Annotated in this window: 14 protein-coding genes and 1 tRNA gene; 12 read left to right on the forward strand and 3 right to left on the reverse strand. The window is 61.2% G+C overall.

Annotated features, from left to right (window positions below):
• The 3 genes from polA to AX768_RS23220 all read left to right on the forward strand — a co-directional run bounded on the left by polA (nt 1) and on the right by AX768_RS23220 (nt 5,226).
• Nucleotides 1-2,739, forward strand: a complete 2,739-nt coding sequence (polA, locus tag AX768_RS23210; protein ID WP_062002505.1) for a DNA polymerase I — start codon at nt 1-3, stop codon at nt 2,737-2,739.
• Nucleotides 2,740-2,771: 32 nt separating this feature from the next.
• Complete coding sequence (locus tag AX768_RS23215) at nt 2,772-4,130, forward strand: NAD(P)/FAD-dependent oxidoreductase (RefSeq protein ID WP_062002506.1); 1,359 nt, start codon at nt 2,772-2,774, stop codon at nt 4,128-4,130.
• 220 nt (nt 4,131-4,350) lie between these two features.
• Nucleotides 4,351-5,226 carry a dienelactone hydrolase family protein gene (locus tag AX768_RS23220; RefSeq protein WP_062003610.1) on the forward strand — a complete coding sequence of 292 codons (876 nt, stop codon included), beginning with the start codon at nt 4,351-4,353 and terminating at the stop codon, nt 5,224-5,226.
• A gap of 22 nt (nt 5,227-5,248) precedes the next feature.
• Here the strand turns inward: AX768_RS23220 and AX768_RS23225 are convergent, their stop codons facing one another.
• Complete coding sequence (locus tag AX768_RS23225) at nt 5,249-6,118, reverse strand: sulfurtransferase (protein WP_062002507.1); 870 nt, start codon at nt 6,116-6,118, stop codon at nt 5,249-5,251.
• Nucleotides 6,119-6,221: 103 nt separating this feature from the next.
• Nucleotides 6,222-7,328, reverse strand: coding sequence for an aromatic ring-hydroxylating oxygenase subunit alpha (locus tag AX768_RS23230; protein WP_062002508.1), 1,107 nt, complete (start codon nt 7,326-7,328; stop codon nt 6,222-6,224).
• A 298-nt stretch (nt 7,329-7,626) separates the two neighbouring features.
• On the opposite strand from AX768_RS23230, the gene AX768_RS23235 reads away from it, so the two are divergent.
• The 4 genes from AX768_RS23235 (at nt 7,627) to folE2 (ending at nt 11,756) form a co-directional block, all read left to right on the forward strand.
• The gene (locus tag AX768_RS23235) at nt 7,627-7,938 is read left to right on the forward strand and encodes an exodeoxyribonuclease VII small subunit (protein ID WP_062002509.1); all 312 of its coding nucleotides are present in this window, start codon (nt 7,627-7,629) and stop codon (nt 7,936-7,938) included.
• Nucleotides 7,935-8,822, forward strand: coding sequence for a polyprenyl synthetase family protein (locus tag AX768_RS23240; RefSeq protein ID WP_062002510.1), 888 nt, complete (start codon nt 7,935-7,937; stop codon nt 8,820-8,822). The genes AX768_RS23235 and AX768_RS23240 overlap by 4 nt, the downstream gene beginning before the upstream one ends.
• Nucleotides 8,823-8,909: 87 nt before the next feature.
• Nucleotides 8,910-10,838 carry a 1-deoxy-D-xylulose-5-phosphate synthase gene (dxs, locus tag AX768_RS23245; protein ID WP_062002511.1) on the forward strand — a complete coding sequence of 643 codons (1,929 nt, stop codon included), beginning with the start codon at nt 8,910-8,912 and terminating at the stop codon, nt 10,836-10,838.
• Nucleotides 10,839-10,949: 111 nt separating this feature from the next.
• Nucleotides 10,950-11,756, forward strand: coding sequence for a GTP cyclohydrolase FolE2 (gene folE2, locus AX768_RS23250; protein ID WP_062002512.1), 807 nt, complete (start codon nt 10,950-10,952; stop codon nt 11,754-11,756).
• Between the two features lie 25 nt (nt 11,757-11,781).
• Here folE2 and tsaD read toward each other — a convergent pair whose 3' ends face one another.
• Nucleotides 11,782-12,810 (reverse strand): tRNA (adenosine(37)-N6)-threonylcarbamoyltransferase complex transferase subunit TsaD, encoded by a 1,029-nt coding sequence (gene tsaD, locus AX768_RS23255; RefSeq protein ID WP_062002513.1) that lies wholly within the window; start codon nt 12,808-12,810, stop codon nt 11,782-11,784.
• 101 nt (nt 12,811-12,911) lie between these two features.
• Between tsaD and AX768_RS23260 the strand changes: the two genes are divergently transcribed.
• The 5 genes from AX768_RS23260 (at nt 12,912) to AX768_RS23280 (ending at nt 19,843) form a co-directional block, all read left to right on the forward strand.
• Nucleotides 12,912-14,123 carry an NAD(P)/FAD-dependent oxidoreductase gene (locus tag AX768_RS23260; RefSeq protein WP_062003611.1) on the forward strand — a complete coding sequence of 404 codons (1,212 nt, stop codon included), beginning with the start codon at nt 12,912-12,914 and terminating at the stop codon, nt 14,121-14,123.
• A gap of 353 nt (nt 14,124-14,476) precedes the next feature.
• Complete coding sequence (locus AX768_RS23265; RefSeq protein ID WP_062002514.1) at nt 14,477-14,923, forward strand: GatB/YqeY domain-containing protein; 447 nt, start codon at nt 14,477-14,479, stop codon at nt 14,921-14,923.
• 35 nt (nt 14,924-14,958) lie between these two features.
• Complete coding sequence (gene dnaG / locus AX768_RS23270) at nt 14,959-16,836, forward strand: DNA primase (RefSeq protein WP_062002515.1); 1,878 nt, start codon at nt 14,959-14,961, stop codon at nt 16,834-16,836.
• A 524-nt stretch (nt 16,837-17,360) separates the two neighbouring features.
• On the forward strand, nt 17,361-19,607 hold the full coding sequence (rpoD, locus tag AX768_RS23275; RefSeq protein ID WP_119024683.1) for an RNA polymerase sigma factor RpoD: 2,247 nt from the start codon (nt 17,361-17,363) through the stop codon (nt 19,605-19,607).
• A gap of 159 nt (nt 19,608-19,766) precedes the next feature.
• Nucleotides 19,767-19,843, forward strand: a tRNA-Ile gene (locus AX768_RS23280).
• Nucleotides 19,844-20,174 lie beyond the last annotated feature (331 nt).

Consider the following 20,174-nt stretch of genomic DNA (forward strand, 5'->3'; position numbering starts at 1 on the left):
ATGCCTGAAGAACTTAATCTTGAAGGTAAGACCCTGCTATTGGTCGACGGATCCAGCTATCTGTATCGGGCCTACCACGCCATGCCGGATCTGCGCGGGCCGGATGGCGGACCGACAGGCGCGTTGTACGGAATGATCAACATGCTGCGGCGCCTGCGGAAGGACATCAATGCAGAGTATAGCGCGTGCGTATTCGACGCCAAGGGCAAGACATTTCGCGACGACTGGTACGCGGATTACAAGGCAAACCGGCCATCCATGCCCGATGACCTCACGAAGCAGATAGAACCCATCCACGAGACCGTTCGGGCGCTCGGCTGGCCGCTCGTGATGATCGAAGGCGTGGAGGCCGACGACGTCATCGGTACGCTTGCAGTGGCCGCCGAAAAGCGCGGCATGAAAGTCATCGTGTCGACGGGCGACAAGGATCTGGCGCAGCTTGTGACGGATCATGTCACCCTCATCAATACGATGTCCAACGAGACGCTCGATCGCGCCGGGGTGCTGAATAAGTTCGGCGTGCCGCCGGAGCGGATCGTCGACTATCTCTCGCTCATCGGCGATACGGTCGATAACGTACCGGGTGTCGAGAAGTGCGGGCCGAAGACGGCGCTGAAGTGGCTCACACAATACGACACCCTCGATGGCATCGTGGCACACGCGAGCGAAATCAAAGGTGCGGTGGGAGACAATCTGCGCAAGGCTCTCGACTTCCTTCCCATGGCCAGAAAGCTCGTTACCGTACATACGGAATGTGATCTGGCGGCGCAGATCGCGTCTATCGAGGAAACGCTGCCTTCACGGCCCGAAGCGCGCGACGAGTTGCGCGATCTCTTTACGCGCCACGGCTTCAAGACGTGGTTGCGCGAAGTCGAGATCGCCGACGCCGTGGAAGGTCCCACGGATACACCGCCCGCGGCCGCCACGGAAATGGAACGGCATTACGAAACGGTGCAGACATGGGAACAATTCGACGAATGGCTTGCCCGGATCAACGCTGCTGAGCTAACGTCCTTCGATACGGAAACCACCGCCCTCGATCCCATGCTCGCGCAACTCGTGGGGTTGTCGGTATCGGTCGAACCGGGACGCGCGGCCTATATCCCTGTTGCGCATCGCGGGCCGGATTCGCCCTTGCAATTGCCGCGTGACGAAGTCCTGCAGAAACTGAAATCGTGGCTGGAAGATCCATCGAAGAAGAAAGTGGGACAGCACCTCAAATACGATGAACAAGTGCTCGCGAACTACGGCATCGAGTTGAATGGCGTCGAGCACGACACGTTGTTGCAGTCCTATGTGATCGAATCGCACAGGCCGCACGACATGGACAATCTCGCGTTGCGGCATCTCGGCGCGAAAACCATCAAGTATGAAGAGGTGGCGGGCAAGGGCGCGTCGCAGATCGGCTTCGACGAAGTCGCGCTCGATCAGGCCGCGCCCTACGCTGCCGAAGACGCCGACATCACGTTGCGGCTGCATCAGGCGCTTTATCCGCAACTTGTCGACGAAGCGCAATTGCTGAAGGTGTATCGCGATATTGAAATGCCTACGGCGCGCGTGTTGCGCAAGATGGAGCGCAATGGCGTACTGATCGACGGCGAGTTGCTGCGCGTGCAAAGCGGGCAGATTGCGACGCGTCTGATCCAGCTCGAGGCTGAAGCGTACATGCTCGCGGGCGGCGAATTCAATCTTGGATCGCCCAAGCAGATCGGGCAGATTTTCTTCGAGAAGCTGCAATTGCCGGTGGTCAAGAAGACACCGAGCGGCGCGCCTTCCACCGACGAAGAAGTGCTGCAAAAGCTCGCCGAAGACTATCCGTTGCCGAAGATTCTGCTCGAACATCGCGGTTTGTCGAAGCTCAAGTCGACTTATACGGACAAGTTGCCACGCATGGTCAACGCGAAGACCGGCCGCGTGCATACGAACTACGCGCAGGCTGTTGCGGTGACGGGGCGTTTGTCATCGAATGAGCCGAACTTGCAGAACATTCCGGTGCGTACCGCCGAAGGCCGGCGCATTCGCGAAGCATTCATTGCGCCGCCGGGAAGCAAGATCGTGTCGGCGGATTATTCGCAAATCGAGCTGCGGATCATGGCGCATATCTCCGGCGATCCCTCGCTCATGCGCTCCTTCGCCGAGGGCGAGGACGTGCATCGTGCGACGGCCTCCGAGATTTTCGGCGTGATGCCCATCGAGGTGTCGAACGATCAGCGGCGCATCGCGAAGGTCATCAACTTTGGCTTGATCTATGGCATGAGTGCGTTCGGACTGGCATCGAATATCGGCATCTCGCGTGATGCGGCGAAGCTTTATATCGACAAGTATTTCCAGCGCTATCCAGGCGTTGCCAACTACATGGACGAGACCCGCACGAAGGCGAAGCGCGATGGTTTTGTGGAGACGGTGTTCGGGCGGCGTCTGTGGTTGCCCGAGATCAACGGCGGCAGCGGACCGCGCCGGCAGGGCGCCGAACGCGCGGCAATCAACGCACCGATGCAGGGTACGGCCGCCGACCTGATCAAGCTGTCGATGATCGCGGTGCAGGACTGGCTGGAAGCATCGAAGATCGAAACGAAGATGATCATGCAGGTCCACGATGAACTCGTGCTCGAAGTGCCCGAAGCCGAGCTGCCGGAAGTGCGCAAGCGTCTGCCGGAACTCATGTGCGGCGTCGCGAAGCTGAAGGTGCCGCTCGTCGCCGAAGTCGGCGTGGGGAACAACTGGGAAGAAGCGCATTGAGCGAGTCTCAACGGCGCCATATGGGAGGTTAGATGCATCGTTTCATCATCGTCGGCGGCGGGGCGGGTGGGCTGGAACTGGCCACGCGCCTGGGCGACAAGCTCGGCAGCGCCGATGGCAAGCGCACGGCGCGTGCGCAGGTGACGCTCATCGACAGGAATTCCACGCATATCTGGAAGCCGTTGTTGCATGAAGTCGCGGCTGGCAGCCTCGATCCGTTCTCGCAGGAATTGTCGTATGCGGCGCAGGCGCGCTGGCATGGATTCGAGTTTCAGCAGGGCGATCTGCTGGGCGTCGACCGGACGGCAAGAAAGGTCACGCTGGGGCCGCTTCTCGACGACGAAGCCGGCGAACTCCTGCCGCAACGCGATCTCGAATACGACACGCTGGTCGTGGCGATCGGCAGCACGACGGCGTTTTTCGGCGTGCAGGGCGCGCAGGAGAATTCACTCGCTCTGGATACGGTCGACCAGGCCGAGCTGTTCCGCAAGCGGCTGATTGCCGCGTGCATTCGCGCGGAATATCGGGCGCCTGATCCGGCTACCCTCACTCCTGTCGACGCCGCTACAAGGGCACCGCGGATCCAGGTCGCGATTGTGGGCGGCGGTGCGACGGGCGTGGAGTTATCGGCGGAATTGCGCAATACGGCGCAGGTCCTGCACGCTTACGGACTGCACAAACTCGACCCGAAGAACGATATCGGCATTGTGTTGATCGAAGCCGGTCCGCGCATCTTGCCCGCGCTGCCCGAGCGCGTTTCCACGGCGACAGCCGAATTGCTGGAAAAGCTCGGCGTCAGGCTGATGACCGGCGAGACCGTGGCCGAAGTGTCGCGGGACTCCATCCGCACGGCGAGCGGCAAGACCATCGCGGCGGATCTGACGGTGTGGGCGGCGGGGATTCGCGCGCCGGCCGTGCTTTCCAAGCTCGATGGCCTCACGACCAACCGTCTTGGCCAGCTCATCGTGCGTCGTACGCTGCAAACAGAAATCGATGACAACGTGTTCGCCCTCGGCGATTGCGCCGCGTGCGCTTGGCCGGGCGGCGAGAAAGAAGGGCGCAACGTGCCGCCACGTGCGCAAGCCGCGCATCAGCAAGCGAGCTTCTTGCTGAAGTCGTTCGAGCGCCGGCTGGAGGACAAGCCGTTGCCGGACTACACGTATCGCGATTTCGGTTCGCTTGTGTCGCTTGGGCATTTCAGCGCGGTCGGCAGTCTGATGGGCGGTTTGATCGGTGGGAACATGCTGATCGAGGGGCTCTTCGCGCGGTTCATGTACCAGTCGCTTTACCGCATGCACATTGCCGCGCTGCACGGCTGGGCACGCATGGCGCTCGATACCGTCGCGCACTGGCTGCGCCGCTCCACCGTGCCGCGCGTCAAGCTGCACTGATGCTTCGCGTGGATATGAGCAAGCGTCGTAAAGCTGTTTAGAATGGGCGGCACGCTTTGGAAGCGGTTTCGTTCAAGGCGCGGTCGTAGTCAAGGTCCTTGCCGTGTCTCACCGTCCGGCGCTTCAGCCGGGCAGCGAGGCTCACCCGTTCTGGATGGTCCGGTGCGCTGCAGCACGGCGCCGGCCGCCCCTTCGCGGCCCCATGCCGCTGGAGCTTTGCATGCTTACGCCTGAAATCGACAGCCTCGTTCCGCATGTCCCGTTCAACCGGCGCACGTTCATCAAGGCGGCTGTCGGCAGCGGTTTTGCCGCCTGCGTCTTGCCGGTTTCCGCGCAAACCATCATCACCGACAGCAACGGTCTCGAAGCCGGCCCCGTAGGGTTCAAGGCCGCCGACGGCACGCTCGTGCCCGCGTACCGGGCGCAACCGCTGGGCAAGACGCACTTGCCGGTGATCATCGTGATTCACGAGATCTTTGGCGTGCACGAACATATCGCCGATGTCTGCCGCCGCTTCGCCAAGCTCGGTTATCTCGCCGTGGCGCCGGATCTCTACGTGCGTGAAGGCGACGCGTCCAGATATCCGTCCATGCAGCAGCTCAACGATCAGCTCGTCTCGAAGGTTCCGGATGACCAGGTGCTGTCGGATATCGATTCGACCGTGGCATGGGCGGGCGGGCATGGCGGCGACCTGAACCGGCTCGGGATCACAGGGTTCTGCTGGGGCGGCCGGATCACGTGGCTCTATGCCGAGCGCAATCCGCGCATCAAGGCGGCGGTCGCGTGGTATGGACGTGTGGTCGGCGCGAAGACTGCGAACAATCCCGCGAATCCGCTCGACCTTGCCGCGAATCTGAAGGCGCCGGTCCTAGGTCTTTACGGCAAGCTCGATCAAAGCATTCCGCAGGACACGCTCGCGCAGATGAAAGAAGCGATTGCGACCGGCCCGGCAGTGGCGCGCGGCTCGCAATTCGTGGTCTACGATGACGCGCCGCATGCGTTCTTCGCGGATTACCGGCCGAGTTACCGGAAAGCTGATGCCGAAGATGGCTGGAAGCGCGCGCTCGCGTGGTTCAAGGAACACGGCGTCAAGTAACGCCCGGGGGCGGCCGGAGTTCTTATGCCGCCGCGCCGGTCGCCACGGGCCGAGAAGCGTCCGAGCTCCATTCGCTCCACGATCCGGGATACAGCGCCGCGCCGTGCAAGCCGGCGATCTCCAGTGCCAGGGCGTTGTGGCAGGCGGTGACGCCTGACCCGCACTGCAGCACCACACGATCCGGCTGCGTTGCGCCGAGCAGCGCGCCGAACGTCTCGCGCAATTCATGGGCGGTCTTGAAGCGGCCGTCCGCGTTCAGGTTGTCCTTGAAAAAGCGATTCAGCGCGCCGGGAATATGACCGCCGACGGCATCGAGCGTCTCGTTTTCCCCGCGATACCGGTCGGCTGCGCGGGCATCGATCACCACGCGCTCGCGCGTATCGATATTGCGCAAGACCCCGTCTGCATCGATGGTCACCGACAGCGGCGCGCCCGCCTTGAACGTTCCCGCCGATGTGGCCGGCGCCGCCGATTCCAGCGGCTGCCCGGCCGCTTGCCACGCTTGCAGGCCGCCGTCGAGCAGCGCGACGGAATCGTGGCCTAGCCAGCGCAACAGCCACCACAGACGCGATGCATACATGCCGCCCTGGGCATCGTAGGTAACGACTTGCTGGCCTTCGTTCAGGCCGATTTCCTTCAGCTTGGCGACGAGCGCCGCGCGCTCCGGCAACGGATGACGGCCGTTCTTGCCGGTCTTCGCGCCCGACAGGTCGCGGTCGAGATGCAGGTAATGCGCGCCGGGGATATGCCCAGCGGCATAGGCGTTTTCACCCGAATCGGGTGTGGCCAGATCGAAGCGGCAATCGACGATAAACACGCTGCCAGGCGCAGCGGCGATCCGCTCGACGAGATTGCCGGCGGAAATCAGCGTGGTGTAGTGCGTGTGAGGCATGACGGCTCCTGATGCAACGCGCGATGTTATGAAATGTCGAGCTTGAAGTCTAAACAAAAAAAGACGGGCCAAAGCCCGTCTTCCTCAACAAAACCGTGCCGCTTTAAATCTTGCCCAACTGCCGCCGCAAAAACTCATGGAAGTGCTGCATGCCTGATTCCATGGGACTCTGATACGGCCCGACTTGCGACTCGCCGCGGTTCATCAGCGCGCGCCGTCCGGCATCCATGCGTTCTGCGATTTCGTCGTCCTCGCGCGCCGTTTCCATGTAGGCGGCACGCTCGGCCTCGATGAACTCACGCTCGAACAGCGCGATTTCCTCAGGATAATAAAACTCGACGATATTCGTGGTTTTCTGCGGCCCTTGCGGAATCAGCCACGACACCACGAGCACGTGCGGATACCACTCGATCATGATGCCCGGGTAGTACACCATCCAGATCGCGCCGAATTCCGGCAGCTTGCCGTTGCGGAACCGCAATACCTCGTCGTGCCACTTACGGTACGTGGGACTGCCGGGTTTCTCGAGATTCTTGTGCAGGCCAACAGTCTGGACGCTGTACCAGTCGCCGAATTCCCAGGTCAGGTCATCGCAGGACACAAAACTTCCGAGACCCGGATGGAACGGCGCGACGTGGTAATCCTCGAGATACACCTCGATAAAACTCTTCCAGTTGTAGTTGCACTCGTGCACTTCGACGTGATCGAACATGAAGCCCGAAAAGTCAAAATGTTTGGCCGGCCCAAGTCGGGCGAGATCGGCCGCGACATCGCGTCCGCTCGCTTCGAACAACAGTCCCTGCCAGTTCTGCAAAGGGGATTTGCCGAGGTTCAGACAGGGTTTGTCGGCGAAATGCGGCGCGCCGAGCAACTGGCCGTCGAGGTCGTACGTCCACCGGTGCAGCGGACACACGATGTTCTCCGCCGTGCCGCGCCCATTGAGCATGATGGCCTGGCGGTGACGGCATACATTCGACAGCAGCTCGATCTGGTCCTGTTTATTACGGACGAGCAGGCGCCCTTCACCTTCGCCGGGCAAAGCAAGATAATTTCCCGCCTCGGGCACCATGAGTTCGTGGCCGATGTAGCGTGGACCGTGCTTGAAAAGCGTGTCGATTTCGCGCTTGAGAAGCGCTTCGTCAAAGTAAGCCGTGACTGGCAACTGACTGTGAATTGCGTTCAGTTGCAATGCATTGCTCAGATTGGACATTCCCACTCCCGTGAAGACGTGAAAGCAGTGAACAACCCAACCATCGAGGATTCGATTTAGGGAGACCGCGAATTATAACGAAAACCCTTTCAATGGGGCGCCCGAGGACTTGTTTTGGGTCAAATCCCAGCGCGGAGTTCCGGGCTTTTGCGGGACTTTTCAGGATTTTTACAAGCAAGCGAAGGCAGCCTGAGACGCGCTACTGGCATGGGTCAGCGCATGGCGGAGGTCGGAAAAGCCGCTTTTGCCGTAGAATGTCCGACTTGTTTCCCGAAATCCGACATTACACCCACGATTCATGGCGAAAACCGCAACGCAGGATGGCTCGGCAAGCGCGGACAACGCGCCGCTCCCGGAGAATTACGAGACGGCGCTGGCCGAACTGGAGGGGCTCGTAGCGCGCATGGAAGGCGGCGCGCTGAGCCTGGAGGAATCGCTCGCTGCGTACCGCCGTGGCGCGGCGCTCGTCGGCTTTTGCCAGCAACAATTAGAAAAGGTCGAGCAGCAGGTTCGCGTGCTCGATGGCGACACACTAAAACCGCTGCCCGCCGAATTGCAGCGCGCCACCCAGGGCGCAGGCACATCGGCAGATAACGGGGACGACTTATGACTTTTGACCAATGGATGCACGCGAGCCTCGATCGCGTCGAAACCGCGCTGGAACATTACCTGCCGGGTACGGACATCGCGCCCGCCAAGCTGCATGAAGCCATGCGCTACGCCGTGCTCGGCGGCGGCAAGCGGGTGCGCCCGCTCCTGTGCCACGCAGCCGGTGAACTGACGGGTGCGAGCGCCCAGGCGCTGGACGCCGGCAGCGCGGCTCTCGAGATGATTCACGTGTATTCGCTGGTTCATGACGACATGCCTGCCATGGACGACGACGCTCTGCGTCGCGGAAAACCAACGGTACATGTGCAATATGACGAAGCGACGGCACTGCTCGTCGGCGACGCGCTGCAGTCGCAGGCGTTCGTTGCGCTGACCGGGGACAATAACGGCCTGAGCGCCGCCCAGCAGGCCGCTCTCACGCGGGAACTGGCGCTGGCGAGTGGTTCGGTGGGCATGGCGGGCGGGCAGGCCATCGACCTGGAGAGCGTCGGACGCAAGCTGTCGCGCCCGGAACTCGAGACCATGCACCGAAAGAAAACCGGCGCCTTGTTGCGCGCGGCCGTAAGAATGGGTGCACTCTGTGGCGAAGCACCGGACGCGGCCGCCATGAGCGCATTGGATTCGTATGCGGCCGCAATTGGCCTGGCCTTCCAGGTCGTGGATGACATTCTCGACGTCACCGCAGACTCCGCCACGCTTGGCAAGACGGCGGGCAAGGACGCAAAGGACGACAAACCGACGTACGTGTCGATCATCGGACTCGATGCATCGCGCGAACTGGCAGCTCAACTGGGCCGCGATGCCCATGCTGCACTAGCGCCGTTTGGCCCGCGGGCCGCCCGACTGGGCGAACTGGCCGACCTGGTTGTGAACCGGGTGAACTGAAACATACGATAAAACGCGGAACCGGCAGGCGTGCAAGATGCTTGCAGACCTGAACGGCTTTCGCCAGTTTTCCTAAATGGGACGACGATGTACGACTTGCTGAAAACCATCGACGATCCAGCCGCATTGCGAGCGCTGGACCGCCACGAACTAAAACCGCTGGCCGAAGAGTTGCGTGCCTACGTGCTCGACAGCGTGTCGCAGACGGGCGGGCATTTGTCGTCGAATCTCGGAACGGTCGAGCTGACGATAGCGCTCCATTACGTCTTCGATACCCCGAACGATAAAATCGTCTGGGACGTGGGCCACCAGACTTATCCGCACAAGATCCTGACGGGCCGCCGCGACCAGATGAAAACGCTGCGCCAGGCTGGCGGGATTTCCGGCTTTCCGCGCCGTAGCGAATCGAAATACGACACCTTCGGCACAGCGCACTCCAGCACGTCCATTTCGGCGGCGCTCGGCATGGCGATCGCGAGCAAGCTGCAGGGCGACAACCGTTATTCCATCGCGGTGATCGGCGACGGCGCAATGACCGCCGGCATGGCCTTCGAAGCCATGAACAACGCTGGCGTGGCCGACGACGTGCCGCTCCTCGTGATCCTGAACGACAACGACATGTCGATCTCGCCGCCGGTCGGCGCGCTGAATCGCCATCTTGCGCGCCTGATGTCGGGGCGTTTCTACGCCGCCGCACGTGCCGGCGTGGAGCGTGTGCTGCGCGTGGCGCCCCCCATGCTCGATCTCGCCCGCAAGCTCGAGGAACACGCGAAGGGCATGATCGTGCCGGCCACGTTGTTCGAGGAGTTCGGCTTCAATTACATCGGACCAATCGATGGTCACGATCTCGAATCGCTGATCCCGACGCTGCAGAACATCAAGGAGCTGCGTGGTCCGCAGTTCCTGCACGTCGTGACGAAGAAAGGGCAAGGCTACAAGCTCGCCGAAGCCGATCCGGTGCTGTACCACGGGCCGGGCAAATTCAATCCGGCAGAGGGCATCAAGCCTTCTACGGTGCCATCGAAGAAAACCTACACGCAGGTCTTCGGCGAATGGCTCTGCGACGCCGCCGAGCAGGATTCGCGCGTTGTCGGCATTACGCCGGCCATGCGTGAAGGCTCGGGCATGGTGGAGTTCGAGAAGCGCTTCCCGGATCGTTATTTCGATGTCGGTATTGCCGAGCAGCACGCCGTGACGTTTGCGGGCGGTCTGGCCGCCGATGGCATGCGCCCGGTCGTCGCGATCTACTCGACCTTCCTGCAGCGTGCGTATGACCAGTTGATCCACGACGTCGCATTGCAGAACCTGCCGGTGGTGTTCGCCATCGACCGTGCGGGTCTGGTCGGCGCGGACGGTGCGACGCACGCCGGCAACTACGACCTCGCGTTCCTGCGCTGCATCCCGAACATGACGGTGATGGCCGCGTCCGACGAAGACGAATGCCGCCAGATGCTTTACACGGCATTGCAGCAGCCGAACCCCACGGCCGTGCGTTATCCGCGCGGCGCGGGCACGGGTGTGAAGATCGTCAAGAAGATGACGGCCCTCCCGCTCGGCAAGGGCGAAATCCGGCGCGAATCGACGCAAAAAGTAGGTTCGGGCTCGCGCATCGCGATTCTTGCGTTCGGCACCATGGTCGCACCCGCGCTTGCCGCTGCCGAAGAACTGGACGCGACCGTAGCCAACATGCGTTTCGTCAAGCCTATCGATGCCGATCTGCTGCGGGAACTGGCCGCCACGCACGACGTGCTCGTGACCGTCGAAGAAGGCGCGATCATGGGCGGCGCGGGCTCGGCCTGCGTGGAAAGCCTGCTGGCCAGCTCGGTCATCAAGCCGGTGCTGCAACTCGGCTTGCCGGACGTATTTATCGATCATGGCGATCCAGTCAAGTTGCTAGTGTCGTGCGGGCTGGACGGTGCGGGGATCGCGAAGTCGATTCGCGAGCGTTTCCTGAAAGACGCCGTCTCACACGACGTCCAGAGCGACACCGGCAAGCTGACCAAACGCGTCGCTTGACTTCAAAGATTGCAGTGCTACGGCGGGCGTCGGGGACGTCCGCCAGGTTGCATCGCCGCTGCATCCTCGCGTGATAACGACCACAATGCGCGCGACGGACAAGGAAATTCAATGAACCAGATGAATCCCGCCTTTGCGATGCCCGATGTCCAGAGTTCGCTCGACACGCGGCAGATCCCGATCCAGCGCGTAGGCGTTAAAGCGGTGCGATATCCGCTGACCATCCGGACATCGACCGGCCAATTGCAGCCGGGCGTGGGTCTCTGGAATCTCGACGTCCACCTTCCCGCCGATCAGAAGGGCACCCACATGTCGCGCTTCGTGGCCTTGCTCGAAGAGCATCGCGCGCCGCTCGACCAAACCGCTTTCCGTTCCATGCTCGCCGCGATGCTGCTCAAGCTCGAGGCGCATTCGGGGCGTATCGAAGTATCGTTTACGTACTTCGTCATGAAGACCGCGCCGGTCTCCGGCGTGCAAAGCCTGATGGACTACGAGGTCACATTCACAGGTGAGATTCGCGCGGGCGAAACGCGGACGTCGCTGAAAGTGCTCGTGCCGGTGACGAGCTTGTGCCCGTGCTCGAAGCAGATTTCACAGTACGGCGCGCACAACCAGCGCTCGCATGTGACGATCAGCGCAGAGTTCACGGGCGAGCTGGCCGTTGAAGACCTGATCCGGATTGCGGAAGAAGAGGCGTCGTGCGAGTTGTGGGGTTTGCTGAAGCGGCCCGACGAGAAATTCGTGACCGAGCGCGCGTACGAAAATCCGAAGTTCGTAGAAGACCTTGTACGCGATGTCGCCACGCGCCTGAACGAGGATGCGCGGATCGTGGCTTATGTGCTGGAAGCGGAAAACTTCGAGTCCATTCACAATCACAGCGCCTACGCAGTGATCGAGCACGACAAGCGGGTTTCCTGACCCGTCTTGAAACTACATTCTTAAACTAGGCGGCCGCCAGGGACGTCAGATCCCAGCGCGGCTTCACCGTGAAAGCGTAATCGCGCACGGCTTGATCGGGCCAGCGCGCAAGCCTCAAGGCGCCGGCGAGCGCAATCATCGCGCCGTTATCGGTGCATAGCGACAAGTCAGGGTAGTGCACCTCGAAGCGGCGCTTTTTCGCAGCCGCCGACAACGCCTCGCGCAACTGCCGGTTCGCCCCCACGCCGCCCGCCACCACCAGCCGCTTCAAGCCCGTCTGCTTCAATGCGGCGATGGACTTCGCCGTCAGTACATCGACGGCTGCATCGACAAAACCGCGCGCCAGATTCGCCTTCGACTGCTCGCTGACGTCCGCGCCGAGCTTGCGGCTGTGAGTGAGCACGGCGGTCTTCAAACCGCTGAAGCTGAAGTCCAGGTCGCCGGAATGCAGCATCGGGCGTGGCAGTTTGACCGCGCCGGAGGTGCCGGATTCGGCCAGCCGCGAGACCTCCGGTCCGCCCGGGTAGCCCAGGCCGAGGAGCTTGGCGGTTTTGTCGAAGGCTTCGCCTGCGGCGTCGTCGAGTGTCTCGCCGAGCGTTTCGTATTCCCCGACGTCGGTCACGCGCATCAACTGCGTGTGTCCGCCCGATACCAGCAGCGCCACGAACGGAAACGGCGGCGGCTCGCTCACGAGAAGCGGCGACAGCAGATGCCCTTCCAGATGATGAATGCCGACGGTCGGCAGATCCCACGCCATGGCCAGTGCGTTCGCCACACTCGCGCCGACCAGCAGCGCGCCGGCGAGGCCGGGCCCTTGCGTGAACGCGATGGCGTCGATGTCCGCAGGCGCCGTTTTCGCTTCCGCCATCACTTGTTCGAGCAGCGGCAACGCGCGGCGAATATGGTCGCGCGATGCCAGTTCGGGCACGACGCCGCCGTATTCCCGGTGCATGGCGATTTGCGAATGCAGTGCGTGCGAAAGCAGGCCGCGCTCGGTGTCGTAGAGGGCAAGGCCGGTTTCATCGCAGGAACTTTCGATGCCTAGAACGAGCATGGCGGGGGACTTCTCGGGATGTTTGGGGTAGCGCACAAGTATACCAGCGGCAGCCGTTCTGCCCTCGGCAACCCCGGCGGCCAGCCGCTACAATGCGCGCCATGGAAACTTACGATATCGCCGTCATCGGTGCGGGCGCCGCCGGCATGATGTGCGCCGCCGTGGCCGCGCAAAACGGCCGCCGCGTGGTGCTGATCGACCATGCCGAACGGCTCGCTGAAAAGATCCGCATTTCGGGCGGCGGGCGCTGCAACTTCACGAATATCAACGCCGGGCCGGCGAATTTTTTATCGGCGAATCCGCATTTTTGCCGCTCCGCGCTCGCCCGTTATACGCCTCAGGATTTTCTCGCGCTGCTCAGGCGACATCGCGTGGCGTGGCACGAAAAACACAAAGGCCAGCTTTTCTGCGATGACTCCAGCGAATCGATCATCCAGGTCCTGAAGAGCGAATGCGACACGGGCGGCGTGACGTGGCGCCGGCCGGTCGGAATCGATACCATCAGTCACGACGGCGCCCGCTTCACGCTTGCAACGACCGCGGGCGCGATGTCGTGCGCGGCGCTCGTTGTCGCGACTGGCGGCCTGTCGATACCGAAAATCGGCGCGACGGATTTTGCGTATCGTGTGGCGAAGCAGTTCGGCCACAAGCTCATCGATACCCGTCCCGCCCTCGTGCCGCTGACCTTCGCACCGGCCGACTGGGAGCCGTTCGCGGCGCTATCCGGGCTGTCCGTACCCGTTGAACTGAGCGCCGGCACGGGCCGCCAGCGCACGGAATTCTCCGAGGATCTGCTGCTCACGCACAGGGGTTTGTCGGGGCCGGGCGTGTTGCAGATTTCGAGCTACTGGAACCCGTCGGAGCCGATTTGTATCGACTTGCTGCCGGGCGTGGATGCGACAGGCGATCTGCTTGCCGCCAAGCGTGAATCGCGCAAACAGGTCGGTACGTTCCTGGCGGAACGCGTTCCGGCGCGGCTTGCCCAGACCTGGCTCGACGTCCAGCGCGTGCCGGCGGATTCGCGTCTTGCCGATCTCCCCGATAAAACCCTGCGTCAGATCGGCGAATCGCTGTCGCGCTGGACACTGACGCCAAACGGCACGGAAGGCTACCGGAAAGCCGAAGTCACCCGCGGCGGTGTGGACACGCGCGAGCTTTCGTCGGCAACGATGATGAGCGCGCGGGTCGCGGGTTTGTATTTCATCGGCGAGGCCGTCGATGTCACCGGCTGGCTCGGCGGATACAACTTCCAGTGGGCGTGGGCGTCCGCGGTGGCGGCGGGAAAGGCGGCGGCCGAGCAGGTTCGTGCCTGAAACGTTCAAGCAGGCCCCAAACCCTTGACCAGCATGGTTTTAGCCGATGATTTGCAAGATGGATCAAGCCCGCTTCTGGCTTAGAAAACCTGTTTTCGACCTGCTATACTGCCTCGTTAGTAGCGACAATCGGCGCAACTCAATAGAGTGCAATCGGGGCGGTGATCCATGAAAAACAATTCGATCCCTTCCCAAAACACGCTGGCAGGCGCACAGCGCCACGCCGGCCGGTTTCAAAAGTACTCGAAACACCCTGGTTCATGATCCCGCTTGAGGAAACCCTCTCAAGCGGGTTTTTGCATTGAGCCATGAACGGCAGAATTCTTAACACAGCATCAGCAGAGTCCCAAGCAATGAGCCTTAAAGACCAGATCACCGACGACATGAAAACCGCAATGCGCGCCCGCGAAACGGAGCGCCTCGGGACCATCCGGCTGCTGCTCGCGGCGATCAAGCAGCGCGAAGTCGATGAGCGCATCACACTGGACGACGCAGCGATCACGGCGGTGATCGACAAGATGATCAAGCAGCGCAAGGATTCCATCAGCCAGTTCCAGACAGCCGGACGTGACGACCTGGTTGCGAAGGAACAAGCCGAACTGGGCGTGTTGTCGGCCTACATGCCGGAACAATTATCAGCCGATGACATCAACGCCGAGATCCAGGCTGCCGTGACGGCAACGGGCGCGGCGGGTCCGCAGGACATGGGCAAGGTGATGGGCGTGCTGAAACCGAAGCTGGCCGGACGCGCCGACATGACGGCGGTATCGGGCCTGGTAAAAGCGGCGCTCGCCAAATAAAGCTTCTCATAAAGACTCAGCAAAAGACTTACTAAGTGATTCCGCATTCGTTTCTTCAGGACTTGCTGAACCGCGTCGATATCGTCGACGTGGTGGGCAAGTTCGTCCAGTTGAAGAAGGGCGGCGCGAACTTCATGGGCCTGTGCCCGTTCCATAACGAGAAAAGTCCCTCGTTCACGGTCAGCCCGACCAAGCAGTTCTATCACTGCTTCGGCTGCGGCGCGCACGGCACGGCCATCAGCTTTCTCATGGAGCACACGGCGCTGACCTTTCCGGAAGCGGTACAGGAACTCGCCCAATCAGTCGGCTTGACGGTTCCGCAGGAACCCTCGCGGCTTTCGGGCGGATCTGGCGAAGGCTATTCGCCCGCGCCAAGCAAGGCGGTCAGCGTCGCGTTGACGGAAGTGATGCAAACCGCCTGCGACTTCTACAGGAAGCAATTGCGCGGGGCGCCTAACGCCATCGAATATCTGAAAAAACGCGGTCTCACCGGCGAAATCGCATTGCGGTTCGGGCTGGGTTACGCGCCGGACGGCTGGCAGAACCTGGAAAGCGCGTTTCCCGATTACAAGAACGACAACCTGGTGGAAGCGGGCCTGATCATCGTCAGCGAAAAAAGCGACAACCAGGGCCAGTCCCGCCGGTACGACCGCTTCCGCGAACGCGTGATGTTTCCCATCCGCAATGTGAAGGGAAACGTGATCGGTTTTGGGGGACGCGTGCTCGACGGCGGCGAACCCAAGTACTTGAACTCGCCGGAAACGCCGCTGTTCAGCAAGGGCAGCGAGTTGTACGGTTTGTTTGAAGCACGTCTGGCCATCCGCGAACTTGGCTACGCACTGGTCGTCGAAGGGTATATGGACGTGGTGGCGCTCGCGCAACTCGGGTTTGCGAATGCGGTCGCCACGCTCGGGACGGCCTGCACGCCGGTCCACGTTCAAAAGCTGTTTCGTCAGACTGAAACAGTCGTGTTCAGCTTCGATGGCGATTCCGCTGGCCGTCGCGCCGCGCGTCGCGCGCTCGAGGCATGTTTGCCGCACGCCGCCGACAACCGCACCATCCGCTTCCTGTTCCTGCCAAAAGAGCACGATCCGGACAGCTACGTGCGCGAGTTCGGTACGGACGGGTTTGGTGAACAGGTCGATCGCGCCATGCCGCTGTCGCAATTCCTGCTCAACGAGATTTTGAACGACAAGGAGCTCGACCAGCCGGAAGGCCGCGCGAAGGCGCTGTTCGATGCCAAACCGCTGCTGCAGGCGCTTCCACCCAACGCGCTGCGCGTGCAGATCCTGCACATGCTGGCCGATCGGCTGAATACGCCGTTTGGTGAAATTGCGGCATTGTGCGACATCGATTCGCGCGCCGCGGCAGTTGCCCGGGCCGCGTTGCCGAAGAGCGAGCGGCGTCGCGTCAAAGGGCATGAACAACGTGCGTTGCGCAATCTGGTGATGTATCCATCGATTTATAAAACGCTCGATCACGAAAGCGAGCAGTCGCTCGTGACCATGACCGAACACGGCGAATTATTCAGCGAAGTGATTGGGCACGCTCGGGAACTGGGCGAGACCGCGGAGTTCCAGATGTTGTCGGATCTGTTGCGCAACGCCGCGAACGCCCCGACTTACGAGGATATCTTCCAGGAAATTCTCGCCTATGATGAAAATGTACGTGACTTGCTGATGCGGGACCCTGATGACGAGTCCGCCAACGAGCGTGTGCAGGAGCAGAAAAAGCTTCTGGCAGAGGAACTACAGGCAACCGTTGTCAAACTCCGGCATGACAGCTATAGGAATCGGCTGGATCAACTGGCGCAGCAGGCCAGCCTGACCGCAGAAGAAATTGCCGAATTCTCGGAATTATCGGTTAAAGCTGCTCAAATCAAGGCTGCACGTGGGGTAAGTCGGGAGGTGTAAATAGCGCATGCTACAATTAAAGGTTTTCAGCAAGTTGTTTTTTTGACTTTTGTGCTCATTTGCGAAAAAGAGGTGAGGCACGCATGGTTAAGACTGCTAGCGGGAAGAAAACAACGGCACGCGGCTCTAACGAGTCGAAACGGGCAGTGGCCCAAAGCCGGTCAGTTCCTTCCTCCGGAGCGTCCAGACGCCGCGCGTCAGCCGTCAAGTCACCTTCCGGTTTGTCTGCTTCAAGTAGTCAGTCAGGCAGTCAACCGGGCACTGAATTGAGCACCAGGAAGCAAGGCTCGGTTGCATCGGCAGTGAGTGCAGGGCCGGCCAGAGCGGCGAAAGCCGTCAGGCCGCCAGGCAAAAAAACGCTGGGTCAGTCGACAAGTCGGGCCGGCAGCATTTCCGGCCAGTCGGATGCGGCGGGCGAAGCGGAGAAGGCCGGAAGTTCGGCCGGCAAGCAAGCGAGTGCAACGGAAGCGGCTGCTAATGCGGGCCGGAAACGCGTCACGAAGCAGGAGTCGAAGCAGGCTCGCATGCGCGTCGTGAAGCGAGGTCCGGCGCAGGACCCCGGACGGCGTAATGCCCGGAAAGTCGTGTCGACGCAGGACGAGGCAGCGCGCACACATTCAGTATCCACGGTTCCATCGGCTGTCGTCCAGCAGCCGCGAGTCGAGACTAATGCCGGTACGGCGAACTCCATGACGAAAAAGCTGAACGAAGTACCCGTCGATGACGACGCAACGCAAAACGCGCAAAACGTCCAGGCCGATCCTGCGGTGCCCGCAGCGGATGCCGTAGCCGCGCCTCCGGTCAAGGTCGAGAAGGTCAAGGCGCGCGACCGGCGTGCCAAGGAAAAAGCGCTGTTGAAGGACGCGTTCGCCTCCAGCGCGCCCGGTACGGTTGAAGAGCTCGAGGAGCGCCGTGCGAAACTGCGCGCGCTGATCAAGCTCGGCAAGGAACGCGGCTTCCTGACCTACGCGGAAATCAACGATCACCTGCCCGACAACTTCACGGAAACGGAAGCGATCGAAGGGATCATCAGCACGTTCAACGACATGGGCGTAGCGGTCTACGAACAGGCGCCGGACGCTGAAACGCTGCTGCTCAACGACAACGCGCCGGCCGCATCGTCGGATGACGAGGTCGAGGAAGAGGCCGAAGTCGCACTGTCCACTGTCGATTCCGAATTTGGCCGTACGACCGATCCGGTGCGCATGTACATGCGCGAAATGGGCACAGTCGAGCTGCTCACGCGCGAAGGCGAAATCGAGATCGCGAAGCGCATTGAAGATGGCCTCAAGCACATGGTGATGGCCATTTCGGCGTGCCCGACGACCATCGCGGACATTCTCGCGATGGCCGAGCGCGTGCAGAACGAAGAAACGCGCGTTGACGAACTGGTGGACGGTCTGATCGACCCGAACGCCGCCGACGCCGATGGTTTTTCCGAGCAGGAAGCGGAAGCCATTGAAAGCGAGGACGAAGAGGAAGCCGACGAAAGCAGCGAAGACGAGGAAGAAGTCGACGAAACCACCGCTCAGGCGAACGCCAACGCCGCGCAACTGGAAGCGCTCAAGCGTGCATCGCTCGAAAAATTCTCGCTCATCAGCGAGTGGTTCGACAAGATGCGCCGCGCTTACGAGAAGGAAGGCTACAAGTCGAAGGCTTATCTGAAGGCGCAGGAAGCCATTCAGAGCGAGCTGATGACCATTCGCTTTACCGCACGTACCGTTGAGCGCCTGTGCGACACGCTGCGTGCGCAAGTGGACGAAGTACGTCAGGTGGAACGTCAGATCCTGCATACCGTTGTCGATAAATGCGGCATGCCGCGGGCCGAATTCATCGCGCGTTTTCCGGGTAGCGAGACGGATCTCGAATGGTCTGAGAAAGTCGTTGCCGAGAATCATGGCTACAGCGTGATCCTGGCGCGTAACGTTCCCGCGATTCGCGAACAGCAGCAACGTCTGCTCGACTTGCAGGCGCGGGTCGTGTTGCCGTTGAAGGACCTGAAGGAAACCAACCGTCAGATGGCGGCCGGCGAACTGAAGGCGCGTCAGGCCAAGCGCGAAATGACGGAAGCGAACTTGCGTCTCGTAATCTCGATTGCCAAGAAATACACGAACCGCGGGCTGCAGTTTCTTGACCTGATCCAGGAAGGCAACATCGGCCTGATGAAGGCGGTGGACAAGTTCGAATACCGTCGTGGTTATAAATTCTCGACTTACGCCACATGGTGGATTCGCCAGGCCATCACGCGGTCGATTGCCGACCAGGCGCGCACCATCCGGATTCCGGTTCACATGATCGAAACGATCAACAAGATGAACCGTATTTCGCGGCAGATCCTGCAGGAAACCGGTCTTGAGCCGGATCCGGCAACGCTCGCCGAGAAGATGGAAATGCCGGAAGACAAGATCCGCAAGATCATGAAGATCGCGAAGGAGCCGATCTCCATGGAAACGCCGATCGGGGACGACGACGACTCGCATCTGGGTGACTTTATCGAAGACACGAATACGGTCGCCCCGGCGGATGCCGCGCTGCACGCCAGCATGCGCGACGTCGTGAAGGACGTGCTCGATTCGTTGACGCCGCGCGAAGCGAAGGTGCTGCGCATGCGTTTTGGTATCGAAATGAGTACGGACCATACGCTAGAAGAAGTCGGCAAGCAGTTCGATGTCACCCGCGAACGGATTCGCCAGATCGAGGCGAAGGCGCTGCGCAAGCTTCGTCATCCAAGCCGTTCGGACAAGCTGAAGTCGTTCCTGGAAGGGAATTGATGGTCGAGGCGTGAATGAAGCATCCGAGCGGGGCGGTCCAGGTCGGGCCGCCCCGCTTGTTTTATGGCTCGTTTCAAGGCAAACTCGCAGACCTTCGCGAGTGTGTTACGAACGAAGTTCGTGATCACGGCAGTGTTGATCTGCGTTCCGCTGCACAAAGGGCCGGAAGCTTAATTGGTATAAGCTGTCGACTCATAATCGACCGATAGTGGGTTCGAATCCCACCCGGCCCACCAGGATTCCCGAGCGTTTCACGCTACTTCCATTTGCCGTTAAGCATCGCATACCCTCCTGGGGGGCATGCTTGACCGCACGATTGGCCATACTTTGCTTTCTCGGCGCGTTGAGGCGGGGCAAAGTCAAATTGTCGTCGCCGATAAGTCTCCCTGTACATTTCAAACCGCGCTGTGTCAGCGCGGTTTTCGCATTTGGGCGACGCCTTCCGATGAGAGGGGTCGCTGGCGAAAAAGCGGGCAGCCGATTCTTGCTTTACCATTTGAGACCGCATCTCCGCTTGCCTTTATATGGCATGGATTTCGCCAAGCGCAGCCGAATTCATTCACCGTT

It is taken from the genome of Burkholderia sp. PAMC 28687, from assembly GCF_001577465.1.
Taxonomy (GTDB): Bacteria; Pseudomonadota; Gammaproteobacteria; order Burkholderiales; family Burkholderiaceae; genus Caballeronia.

Excerpts from the sequence above, each read along its gene's own strand:
- polA (WP_062002505.1), top strand. The coding sequence starts at position 1 with ATGCCTGAAGAACTTAATCTTGAAGGTAAGACCCTGCTATTGGTCGAC.
- AX768_RS23215 (WP_062002506.1), top strand. The coding sequence starts at position 2,772 with ATGCATCGTTTCATCATCGTCGGCGGCGGGGCGGGTGGGCTGGAACTG.
- AX768_RS23220 (WP_062003610.1), top strand. The coding sequence starts at position 4,351 with ATGCTTACGCCTGAAATCGACAGCCTCGTTCCGCATGTCCCGTTCAAC.
- AX768_RS23225 (WP_062002507.1), bottom strand. The coding sequence starts at position 6,118 with ATGCCTCACACGCACTACACCACGCTGATTTCCGCCGGCAATCTCGTC.
- AX768_RS23230 (WP_062002508.1), bottom strand. The coding sequence starts at position 7,328 with ATGTCCAATCTGAGCAATGCATTGCAACTGAACGCAATTCACAGTCAG.
- AX768_RS23235 (WP_062002509.1), top strand. The coding sequence starts at position 7,627 with ATGGCGAAAACCGCAACGCAGGATGGCTCGGCAAGCGCGGACAACGCG.
- AX768_RS23240 (WP_062002510.1), top strand. The coding sequence starts at position 7,935 with ATGACTTTTGACCAATGGATGCACGCGAGCCTCGATCGCGTCGAAACC.
- dxs (WP_062002511.1), top strand. The coding sequence starts at position 8,910 with ATGTACGACTTGCTGAAAACCATCGACGATCCAGCCGCATTGCGAGCG.
- folE2 (WP_062002512.1), top strand. The coding sequence starts at position 10,950 with ATGAACCAGATGAATCCCGCCTTTGCGATGCCCGATGTCCAGAGTTCG.
- tsaD (WP_062002513.1), bottom strand. The coding sequence starts at position 12,810 with ATGCTCGTTCTAGGCATCGAAAGTTCCTGCGATGAAACCGGCCTTGCC.
- AX768_RS23260 (WP_062003611.1), top strand. The coding sequence starts at position 12,912 with ATGGAAACTTACGATATCGCCGTCATCGGTGCGGGCGCCGCCGGCATG.
- AX768_RS23265 (WP_062002514.1), top strand. The coding sequence starts at position 14,477 with ATGAGCCTTAAAGACCAGATCACCGACGACATGAAAACCGCAATGCGC.
- rpoD (WP_119024683.1), top strand. The coding sequence starts at position 17,361 with ATGCGCGTCGTGAAGCGAGGTCCGGCGCAGGACCCCGGACGGCGTAAT.